Annotated in this window: 7 protein-coding genes and 1 pseudogene; 6 read left to right on the forward strand and 2 right to left on the reverse strand. The window is 66.3% G+C overall.

From position 1 onward, the window contains the following. Positions 1-248: helix-turn-helix domain-containing protein (locus tag JS533_RS12705; RefSeq protein ID WP_476727090.1), on the reverse strand; the 248-nt coding region annotated here is incomplete at its 3' end. A gap of 497 nt (positions 249-745) precedes the next feature. Here JS533_RS12705 and kdpA point away from each other — a divergent pair. From kdpA to JS533_RS12730, 5 genes are all read left to right on the forward strand, one after another. After that, positions 746-2422, forward strand: coding sequence for a potassium-transporting ATPase subunit KdpA (kdpA, locus tag JS533_RS12710; RefSeq protein ID WP_214358573.1), 1677 nt, complete (start codon positions 746-748; stop codon positions 2420-2422). 1 nt (position 2423) lies between these two features. Continuing rightward, positions 2424-4598: a potassium-transporting ATPase subunit KdpB gene (gene kdpB, locus JS533_RS12715; protein WP_214358572.1), complete on the forward strand. Its 2175-nt coding sequence runs from the start codon at positions 2424-2426 to the stop codon at positions 4596-4598. Positions 4599-4629: 31 nt separating this feature from the next. After that, positions 4630-5262 (forward strand): K(+)-transporting ATPase subunit C, encoded by a 633-nt coding sequence (gene kdpC, locus JS533_RS12720; protein WP_214358571.1) that lies wholly within the window; start codon positions 4630-4632, stop codon positions 5260-5262. A 169-nt stretch (positions 5263-5431) separates the two neighbouring features. After that, on the forward strand, positions 5432-8428 hold the full coding sequence (locus tag JS533_RS12725) for an ATP-binding protein (protein ID WP_214358570.1): 2997 nt from the start codon (positions 5432-5434) through the stop codon (positions 8426-8428). Then, entirely contained in the window at positions 8425-9138 is a 714-nt protein-coding gene (locus tag JS533_RS12730; protein WP_241515103.1) for a response regulator, read from the forward strand. The genes JS533_RS12725 and JS533_RS12730 overlap by 4 nt, the downstream gene beginning before the upstream one ends. Positions 9139-9194: 56 nt before the next feature. On the opposite strand, the pseudogene JS533_RS13880 reads toward JS533_RS12730, so the two are convergent. After that, positions 9195-9926 (reverse strand): annotated as a pseudogene (locus tag JS533_RS13880) (NAD(P)H-hydrate dehydratase); the annotation flags it as partial. A gap of 42 nt (positions 9927-9968) precedes the next feature. On the opposite strand from JS533_RS13880, the gene JS533_RS12740 reads away from it, so the two are divergent. Next, the coding region (locus tag JS533_RS12740; protein WP_241515104.1) for an IS3 family transposase at positions 9969-10881 on the forward strand (913 nt) is incomplete at its 3' end.

Genomic DNA, 10881 nt, shown 5'->3' on the forward strand with positions numbered 1-10881 from the left:
CGGATGCGCCGGCACACGTCCGCGCCGGTGATGCCGCCCAACGCCATGTCCAATACGAGCACGTCCGGCCTCGTGTGCGCGTTGTGACAGTGCTCGATCGCCACCGCAGGCGAACCCGTGCTCCACACGATGCGCAAATCACGGGACATGGCCGCGATCATCGCGCACATCGCATCCAACGCGAACGGATCATTATCCAACACGCCGATGCGGATCACGTTCGCCGTCTCCGGCTCGTTCCCACCCATGACACCCACTGGGCTGATTCTAGTTGTGGTTGCAACGCCTTTATGTTAGCAAAGTGTTAGGAATCGCCGCCGTAAGTTCCCGCGCATATATGTAACCCGTAAAAACCGGTCCTCGCCCCGCCCTGAATTCATACGATGAAAACGAAATGACTCGATGACGTTGTCGGCAGCCGCGCAGGCCACTCCGGAGCATATGACTCCGCGAGACAGGCAAGGCGGGGCTGCGGAATACGGCACCGGGTCCGTTCGATGATAAGGAGAAAGACATGCCTTGGTGGGTGGATGTTGCCTACGTTGTGAGTACGGTGGTCATCTTCGTCCTGTTCGACCTGTTCGGAAAGTGGGTGGACAGACTATGACGACGTTCTTCACTGTGCTGGGTGTCATGCTGGGTGTCGCGGGAATCGCGTACATGATTTATTCCCTGTGCCGGCCCGAGAAGTTCTGAACCATACCGGACTGTACTTGAGAGATCTTAGGAATCAAAGGTTCATCACATGGTATATGTATTTGCGATCATGGCATTCGCGCTGATTGCCATCATCCTCGCGGCGATATACAAGCCGCTTGGCGATTACATGTTCAACGTGTTCACGACCGACAGGGACCTCTTCTTCGAGAAGTGGATCTACAAGGTCGTCGGCATCGACTCCAGGAAGGGCCAGACCTGGAAGGCGTACCTGCGCGGTGTGCTCGGGTTCTCCCTGATGAGCGTGCTGGTGCTCTACCTGCTGCAGCGCGTGCAGCAGTGGCTGCCGTTCTCGCTGGGCTTCCCGAACGTCCAGGGCCCGCTCGCGTTCAACACCGCGGCCTCGTTCGTGACCAACACCAACTGGCAGTCGTATTCGCCGGACGTCACGCTCGGCTACACCGTGCAGTTCGCCGGCCTCGCCGTGCAGAACTTCGTGTCCGCGGCCGTGGGCATCGCCGTGGCCGTGGCGCTCGTGCGCGGGTTCGCATGGCGCAGGTCGGAGACCATCGGCAACTTCTGGGTCGACCTGACCCGTTGCACGATGCGCATCCTGCTGCCGATCTCCATCGTCATGGGCATCATTCTGATGGCGCTGGGCGTGGCGCAGAACTTCGCCGGGTTCGTGGACGTGAACACCGTCGCCGGTGGCACCCAGAAGATCATGCAGGGCCCGGTGGCCTCGCAGGAGGTCATCAAGGAGCTCGGCACGAACGGCGGTGGCTTCTTCAACGCCAACTCGTCGCACCCGTACGAGAACCCGAACATGTGGACCAACCTCATCGAGATTCTCCTCATGCTCGCCATTCCGGTGGCCCTGACCCGCACCTTCGGCCGCATGGTCGGCGACATCCGGCAGGGCTACGCGCTGCTCGGCGCGATGGTCATCATCTTCGGCATCAGCTTCTTCGCCGTGGTGACCGCCGAATCCTTCGCCAGCGACCCGATCACCTCCCTGACCGGTGGTTCCATGGAAGGCAAGGAGACCCGCTTCGGCATCGTGTGGTCCGGCCTGTTCGGCACCACCTCGACCTCGACCTCCACTGGCGCCGTCAATTCGATGCACGACTCGTACACCGCACTCGGCGGCATGATCTACATGCTCAACATGATGCTCGGCGAGGTGAGCCCGGGCGGCGTGGGCGCGGGCCTGTACGGCATCCTCGTGATGGCCGTCGTGGCCGTGTTCATCGCCGGCCTCATGGTGGGCCGCACGCCGGAATACCTCGGCAAGAAGATCGGCCCGCGCGAGATGAAGATGGCCTCGCTGTACTTCCTCGTCATGCCGATCACCGTGGTGGTGGGCGTCTCCCTGAGCTTCGCCGTGCCGTTCGCACGTCAGTCGATCTTCGACACGTCGCTCAACAACAGTGGCAACCACGGCTTCTCCGAGGTCGTCTACGCCTTCACCTCGGCCGCGAACAACAACGGCTCCGCCTTCGCGGGACTCACCGCCGACACCCCGTGGCTCGACACCACGCTGGGATTGGCGGTGCTCATCGGCCGTTTCCTGCCGATCGCCCTGGTGATCGCGCTGGCCGGTTCGCTTGCCAAGCAGGACAAGGTGCCGGTGACCGCCGGCACGATGAAGACCGACAACGGTCTGTTCGTCATCCTGCTGGTGTTCGTTATCTTCCTGATTTCCGCGCTGACGTTCTTCCCGACGCTTGCTCTGGGACCGTTGGCAGAAGGTTTGGTGGCTTGATATGACTTCCGCAACCGCGAACGACGTCAACAACAGCGCGACCTCCATCGCGAACGACGTCAAGAAGTCCAACGAGCAGTCGTTGGGCGCGATGCTGGGCAAGAGCCTGCCGGATGCGTTCCGCAAGTTCGACCCGCGCAACATGTGGCACAACCCCGTGATGTTCATCGTGTGGGTGGGCGCCGCGTTCCTGACCCTGCTGGGCGTGTGCCAGCTGTTCGACGCCGCCCTCACCGACGGCGAGCCGGTCTACTTCACCTGGATCGTGGCCATCGTGCTGTGGGCCACCGTGCTGTTCGCCAACCTCGCCGAGGCCGTGGCCGAGGGCCGCGGCAAGGCGCAGGCCGACGCGCTGCGCAAGACTCGCACCACCACGCCCGCCCGTCTGGTCAAGGGCTACGACGAGAAGAACGACCCGGACGTGCGCGCCCCCGAGCGCGGCGAGGGTCCATCCTACATCGAGGAGGTCCCCAGCTCGGACCTGAAGCTCGGCGACGTGGTCGTCGTCTCCGCCGGAGAGCTCATCCCCGGCGACGGCGACATCATCTCCGGCATCGCCTCCGTGGACGAATCCGCCATCACCGGCGAATCCGCGCCCGTCATCCGCGAATCCGGCGGCGACCGCTCCTCGGTGACCGGCGGCACCCGCGTGCTCTCCGACCGCATCGTGGTGCGCATCACCCAGAAGCCCGGCGAAAGCTTCGTGGACAAGATGATCGCCTTGGTCGAAGGCGCCAACCGCCAGAAGACCCCGAACGAGATCGCCCTGGACGTGCTCCTGAGCTCCCTGACCATCATCTTCCTCGTGGTGGTGCTGTGCATCAACCCGCAGGCCTCCGCGGTGGGCGCCTCCGTGAGCCTGACGGTGCTGGTCGCCCTGCTCGTCTGTCTCATCCCGACCACCATCGGCGCCCTGCTGTCCGCCATCGGCATCGCCGGCATGGACCGTCTGGTGCAACGCAACGTGCTCGCCACCTCCGGCCGCGCCATCGAGGCGGCCGGCGACGTGACCACGCTGCTGCTCGACAAGACCGGCACCATCACCTACGGCAACCGCCAGGCCTCCGAATTCCACGCCCTGCCCGGCGTCGACCACGACGACATCGTCAAGGCGGCCGCGTTGAGCTCGCTGGCCGATGCCACGCCCGAAGGCCAGTCGATCGTGGCGCTTGCCAAGTCCGACGGCTTCGACGTGGACGAGGTGCCGGGAGCCGTGGCCGTGCCGTTCACCGCCGAGACCCGTATGTCCGGACTCGACCTGCCGAACGGCGACCGTATCCGCAAGGGCGCCACCTCCGCCGTCGAGGCATGGATCGACAGGGAAGGCGGTGCCATGACCACCGAGGTGAGGGACGCCCTGCACGATCGCGTGGCCGCCATCTCCGGCCAGGGCGGCACGCCGCTGGTCGTCGCCGAGCAGTATGCCAACGGCGAGGCCAAGGTGCTCGGCGTCGTCCAGCTCAAGGACGTCGTCAAGAAGGGCCTGAAGGAGCGTTTCGCCGACCTTCGCAAGATGGGCATCCGCACCGTCATGGTCACCGGCGACAACCCGCTCACGGCCAAGGCCATCGCCAAGGAGGCCGGCGTGGACGACTTCATCGCCGAGGCCAAGCCCGAGGACAAGCTCGCCTACATCAAGAAGGAGCAGGCCAAGGGCCAGCTCGTCGCCATGACCGGCGACGGCACCAACGACGCCCCGGCCCTCGCCCAGTCCGATGTCGGCGTGGCCATGAACTCCGGCACCTCGGCGGCCAAGGAGGCCGGCAACATGGTCGACCTCGACTCCGATCCGACCAAGCTCATCGACATCGTGGCCATCGGCAAGCAGCTGCTCATCACGCGCGGCGCCCTGACCACCTTCTCCATCGCCAACGACGTGGCCAAGTACTTCGCCATCATCCCGGCCATGTTCATGGAGAAGTTCCCGGGACTCGGCCTGCTCAACATCATGGGTCTGCACAGCTCGCTGTCCGCCGTGCTCTCCGCGATCATCTTCAACGCGATCATCATCGTGCTGCTCATCCCGCTGGCCCTCAAGGGTGTCAAGTACCGCGCCGAGGCCAGCGAGAAGATCCTGGGCCGCAATCTCAGGGTCTACGGTCTGGGCGGCATCATCGCGCCGTTCATCGGCATCTGGATCATCGACCTGTTCGTCCGTCTGATCCCGGGCTTCTGATCCGAGGATCGACTAGGAAAGAGTGATTGTCATGAAGAATACCATTTCGCTGAACCTGCGCGCCTACTGGGCCGGGCTCAAGGCGGTGATCGTCTTCACCGTCATCGTGATCGTCTACACGTTCGCGATGACCGGCATCGGCCAGCTGGGCATGCCCGACAAGGCCAACGGCTCGATGATCGCCAACGCGCAGGGCGAGGTCGTCGGCTCGTCGCTGATCGGCCAGTCCTTCACGGACGCCAACGGCGACGCGCTGCCGCAGTACTTCCAGTCCCGCCCGTCGGCCGCATCCGACCCGAACAAGGACGAGGACAGCCAGGGCTACTACGCGGCCGCGTCCGCCGGCACCAACAAGGGCCACGCCGACGCCGATTTCATCAAGTCCACCTCGGAGCTGCGCCAGACCATCGCCAAGCGTGAGGGCGTGAACCCCAAGGACGTGCCGGCCGACGCCCTCACCGCGTCCTCCTCCGGGCTCGACCCGGAGATCAGCCCCGAATACGCGGCCATCCAGGTCAAGCGCGTGGCCAAGGAACGCGGGTTGAGCGAGGAGCAGGTCGAGAATCTGGTCAGGAAGTGCACCACCGGTCGTGGGCTCGGGTTCATCGCCGAACCCACGGTGAACGTGGTCCGGCTCAATCTGGCGCTTGACGAGCTCAGGTGAGTCGGCACGCGGTCCGTCGGCGATTCGGCTGACGCGTTGTCGTCGATCGCCGTGGCGGGCCGCGGCCGGCCGCCAGGGGTGGTGATGCGGGGTATTCGCGTCACCACCCCTGACGGCGTTTATCGTATACAGTCGTATTGGAATGTCTGGGAATACAGGGGCTGATGATATGGCACAGGCACGAGGAACGTTCAGGGTGCTGCTGGGCGCCGCGCCAGGCGTGGGCAAGACGTGCGCGATGCTCAGGGAGGGGCATCGCCTGCAGGAGGACGGCAAGGACGTGGTCATCGCCCTGTTGGAGACCCACGGGCGCGCCGCCACGGCCAAGGCCGCCGAAGGGCTCGAGATGATGCCGCGGCGCCGGCTGCGCTACCGTGGCATGTGGCTCGAGGAGATGGACCTGTTCAAGATCATCGAACGGCATCCGCAGGTGGCGCTCGTCGACGAGCTCGCCCACACCAACGCGCCCGGATCGGTGCACAAGAAGCGCTGGCAGGATGTCTTGGACCTGCTCGATGCCGGCATCGACGTGATCACCACCATCAACGTGCAGCACATCGAATCGCTCAATGACGTGGTGCGCGAGATCACCGGCAGCACGCAGAAGGAGACCGTGCCGGACAAGGTGCTGCGCTCCGCCTCCCAGGTCGAGCTGGTAGATCTGCCGCCCGAGGGCCTTCGCGAGCGTTTGGCCGCCGGATTCGTCTACAAGCCCGACCGCGTGGATGCGGCCCTGAGCAACTACTTCCGCGTCGGCAACCTCACCGCCCTGCGCGAGCTGGCCCTGCTTTGGCTGGCCGGGCGCGTGGACGAGGCGCTCAAGGCCTACCGCGAGGAGCACCACATCAACGCCAAATGGGAGACGCGCGAGCGTGTGATCGTTGCGCTGTCCGGCGGGCCCGAAGGCGAGCAGCTGCTGCGGCGCGGGGCCCGTGTGGCCCGGGCGTCCGGTGGAGGCGACCTCATCGCCGTGCACGTCACCCCCGAGGACGGGCTGGCCGGCTCCAACCCCGCCCTGCTCATCAAGCAGCGCGAGCTCGTCGAGGAGCTGGGCGGCACCTATCATCAGATCGTCGGCGAGGACATCTCGGAGGCCCTGCTCGACTATGCGCATGCGAACAACGCCACGCAGGTGATCGTCGGCGTCTCCCGGCGCAACGCGCTTTCGCGTTGGCTGGGCCGGCCCTCCACGCCCAACGGCATCATCGAGAAATCCGGGGACATCGACGTCCATATCGTCACGCACTCGTTCGTCAACAAGGGCTTCAGGATGCCCTCCTCGAACAGGCATCCGATCGCGTGGAGGCGCAGGGCGGCCGGGTTCGCGTTCGCCATGCTGTCCGTGCTGCTCACCGGCTGGATGCTGTACCGGTTCAGCGCGCCCGCCTATGCGCAGCGCGACGCCCTGGTGCTGCAGATGCTGGTGGTGGTCTCCGCCGTGATCGGCGGGCTTATGCCCGCCATGGTGTGTGCGGTGCTTTCCGGACTGGTGCTGGACCTGCTCTACACGGTGCCCATAGGCGCCTTCCACGTGGTGCGCGCCTCGGACATGGTGACCATCGTGCTCTACGTGCTCGTGGGCATCATCGTCTCCGCGGTGGTGGACCGCGCCGACACCATCGCGCGGCAGGCCCAGCGTGCCAGCGCCGAATCGGAGATCCTGGCCAGCGTGGCCGGGGCGGTGCTGCGCAGCGACGATCCGCTCCAGGCCATCGTGCACCGCACCCGCGAGGCGTTCGGCTTCTCCTGCGTGCGCGTCGTGCAGGGCGGTCACATCATCATCTCGGACGGCGAGCCGGGTACGAAGACGGATTCCGCCACCGACGGAGGCGGAGACGTGGCCGCCTCGGTCGCGGAGCCGGAGACCATAGCCATGTCGGACGCCGGGCCGGAACTCAAGCTGTACGGCAAGCCCGTCGAGGCGTTGGACCAGCGCATGCTGCTGGCCATCCTCTCACAGATCCAGACCGTGCTCGAGCACAAGGATCTGGAGCGCAAGGCCAGAGAGATCGGCCCGCTCGCCGCCGCCGAGAAGGTGCGCACCGGCCTGCTCAACGCGGTCAGCCATGACCTGCGCCGTCCGCTTGCCTCGGCCACCGCCGCCGTCTCCGGCCTGCAGCGCATGGGCGACACGATGAGCGCGCGGGACCGCAAGGAACTGCTCAACGTGGCCTCCAACGGTCTGAAGCAGCTCACCAAACTCGTCACCGACCTGCTCGACGTCTCGCGCATCCGCGAGGGTGCGCTGCCGCTGTCGCTGGTGGCCACGGACGTGGGAGAGGAGATCATCCCGCTGTTCGACGAACTCGGCATCGGGCCGTGGTCCATCGACCTGGACATCGCCCCCGACCTGCCGCTGGTCGTGGCCGACCCGGCCCTGCTCCGCCGCGCGCTGTCGAACGTGCTGGTCAACGCGATGCGGTTCACCCCGTCCTCCAAGCGGGTACGGCTGTCCGCCTCCTCGTTCAACGGCATGGTCGAGATCCGCGTGGCCGATCAGGGCCCCGGCGTGCCCGACTCGCGCAAGAACGACATCTTCCTGCCGTTCCACCGGCTCGGCGACACGGACAACACCACCGGTCTGGGTCTGGGCATGGCGCTGTCGAAGGGGTTCGTCGAATCGATGGGCGGTTCGATCAGTCCCGAGGACACGCCGGGCGGCGGCCTGACCATCGTGATCACCCTGCGCGTGGCCGACCAGAAGCTGCGCGCCGGACAGCCGATTCCGGCCGGCGACCGGCCCAATCCGGCCGACATCCTTGCCAAGGACACGCTGAACGTGTCGGGGGCCATGTCCGATGTGATCCTGCCGCTGCCGGGCAGTGGGCAGTCCGACGAGCGCGGGCTCGACCGGTTCATCAACTACGGCATCATGCGCGGCGGCAAGGATGCGGGGGATGCGGACGCCGACGATTCCGGCTCCCCGGCCGACGGCGACGCCGGGGCGGGTGCGGAGTCGGCGTCGGGCTCCGATTCCGCACCCGACGAGCGGCGGGACGCTGCGGACGCGGATGTTGACGAACAGCGCTACGACGGCGTTTCCGCAGACGGCCTGCGGTCTGGCGAGGAGCCGGCCTTGATGGATGTCGTCGACGCCGGCACCGGTGATAGAACGACGGGCATGGGCCCGTCGATGACGGATTCGGGAGAGGAGGCACGCCGATGAAGATTCTGGTGGCGGACGACGATCCGCAGTTTCTCAAGGCGTTGAAGATCACCCTGCACTCGCAGGGCTACGACATCGTCACCGCGCGTGACGGCGTCGAATGCATCACGGCGGCGGTCGAGGAGCATCCCGACCTGTTCATGCTGGATCTCGGCATGCCAAGGATGGACGGCATGGGCGTGATCCAGGGCGTGCGCGGCTGGACCGAGGCGCCGATCCTGGTGGTGTCCGGGCGCACCGACGCGCGTGAGAAGGTGGCGGCGTTGGACGCGGGCGCCGACGACTATGTGACCAAGCCCGTGTCCATCGACGAGCTGCTGGCCCGCATCCGCGCCCTGCTGCGCCGGGTTTCGCAGGAGAACTCAGCGGAAAGCGAGACGCCGCTGATGCGGTTCGGCGACGTGACCGTGGACCTCAACGCGCACGCCGTGTTCCGCGGGGGAGCGGGACGCGAGATTCGCGTGCGGCTCACACCCACCGAGTGGAAGGTGCTCGAAGTGCTGGTGCGCAATGCCGGCAAGCTCGTGACCCGTCAGGACCTGCTCACCTCGATCTGGGGGGCGCAGCACGTCAAGGACACTGGTTATCTGCGACTGTATGTTTCGCAGCTGCGCAAGAAGATCGAGCCGGACCCCGCGCGGCCCAGATACCTGAGGACGGAGACCGGCATGGGCTACCGTCTCGACATCGAGGGCGGGCCGGAGGCCTGAGACGCGGGTGCGGTTGCGCTCCGCTGGACCCCGGTCGGGCCCCCATGCGACGGCCATCACGCGATGACGTCGGCGGTGGCCTCAGGGATGGCGCGAATCACGTCGCCCGCCACGATGGGGTGGCCAAGCGTCATGACCCGCTGACGGCGGCCGTGCCCCACCAGCTCGGGCTCCTGCCAGCCCTGCTGCTCGGATTCCGAGGCGATCGCCGCGGCCATGCCATGCAGGTAGGCGGCGGACGCCACCGTCTCGGCCGTGGTGATCTCGGCACCCTGCTGCGCCAGCAGTGCGCCGGCGAGCCCGGCAAGCACGTCGCCGACGCCGGCGGTGGCCCGCCATGTGGGGGCGCTGCCGGAGACATAGACGTGGTCCTCATCCACGACGATGGTCACCGCGCCCTTGAGCAGCACCGTCGCGCCGGTCAGCTCGTGCGCGTGGCGTGTACTGGCGAGCGGCTGGGACACCACATCCTGCGCGGTGAACCGTGACGAATCGGTGGAGCCGGCGTGACGCGGCCGGCCGGTCCGCTCCGGTGCCGCGGCGATCGCGTCCGTCCCGTCCCGGCCGTCCGTCGGTGCGTCGGTCCCCAACGCACCGGATTCGGCGGTGCCGGCGTCGGCGCGGACGGCGGCACCATCGGAAGCGGGGCCGGCAGGGGCGTCCTCCGTCGTCTCATCGGCCTGAGCGGCGCCCGACCTCGGCGACGAATCGGCCTCGAGCCGGTTGAGCAGCGCCGCCATCTCGCCGGCGTGCGGCGTGATCACCACCTGACCGGGCACAGATAAGGGGCTGCGGACGTTTTCTTGGAGACCGAACGGAAAGATTTTCGTATGTTCAGTCTTGAGGAACGAGAGCGTGCGGTGGAGTTGTATTTCACCACGCCGATGACGACGGCCCAGGTGGTGGAGCATCTGGGTTATCCGACCAGGCAGTGTCTGGAGCGTTGGCTGGCGATGGATTCCCGGTATGCTGGCCATATGGCCAAACCCATCATCCCACTGGAGACCAGGCGAAGGGCAGTCGAGCTGGTGCTGGGCGGCATGCAGCAGAAGCAGGCCGCCAAACAGCTCGGCGTGAGCGTCGGCGCGGTGCATGGCTGGGTCAGGGCGTACCGCAAGGGCGGCATGGCCGCGTTGCAGCCCAAAAACAGGAACTCCGCGCAGGGCAATAAGCCCGCGGACTCCCGTCGCTGGCCGTCCGCAGCCGATGATGATGACGCGGAGGCTTTGCGCCGCAGGGTCGAGGAACTGGAGCTGGAGAACGCGTTGATGCGGGAGGTGGTGGAGGTCGTAAAAAAAGACCCCGGCGCCGACCTGCGGCGCCTGTCGAACAGGGAGAAGACCCTGTTGATCGACCGGTTGAGGCCGGCGTATTCGCTCAGCTCGATGACATGCTTGCTCGCCATCGCGCCCAGCAGCTACCACTACCACCACGCCCGGCTCGGCGTTGACAAGTACGCCGGACTCAGGGCAGAGGTGGCCGGGGCGTTCGCCGATTCCAAGGGCAGGTACGGGTACCGCAGGATCAAGGCGGTGCTCAAGACCGGCGTATCGGAGAAGGTGGTCCGCAGGATCATGGCGGAGGAAGGGCTCGTGGCGCACGTGCCCAAGCGACGCAGGTATAGTTCCTACGAGGGCGAGACGACGCCGGCTCCCGCCAATCTCGTCGACCGGGACTTCACGGCCGAGCGTCCGAACGAGAAGTGGCTGACGGACATCAGCGAGATCAAGGCCAGGGACGGGA

This window comes from Bifidobacterium amazonense, from assembly GCF_018555435.2.
In the GTDB taxonomy this organism is placed as follows: Bacteria; Actinomycetota; Actinomycetes; order Actinomycetales; family Bifidobacteriaceae; genus Bifidobacterium; species Bifidobacterium amazonense.

Coding starts and splice junctions, on each gene's coding strand:
- kdpB (WP_214358572.1), top strand. CDS start 2,424: ATGACTTCCGCAACCGCGAACGACGTCAACAACAGCGCGACCTCCATC.
- JS533_RS12730 (WP_241515103.1), top strand. CDS start 8,425: ATGAAGATTCTGGTGGCGGACGACGATCCGCAGTTTCTCAAGGCGTTG.
- kdpA (WP_214358573.1), top strand. CDS start 746: ATGGTATATGTATTTGCGATCATGGCATTCGCGCTGATTGCCATCATC.
- JS533_RS12725 (WP_214358570.1), top strand. CDS start 5,432: ATGGCACAGGCACGAGGAACGTTCAGGGTGCTGCTGGGCGCCGCGCCA.
- kdpC (WP_214358571.1), top strand. CDS start 4,630: ATGAAGAATACCATTTCGCTGAACCTGCGCGCCTACTGGGCCGGGCTC.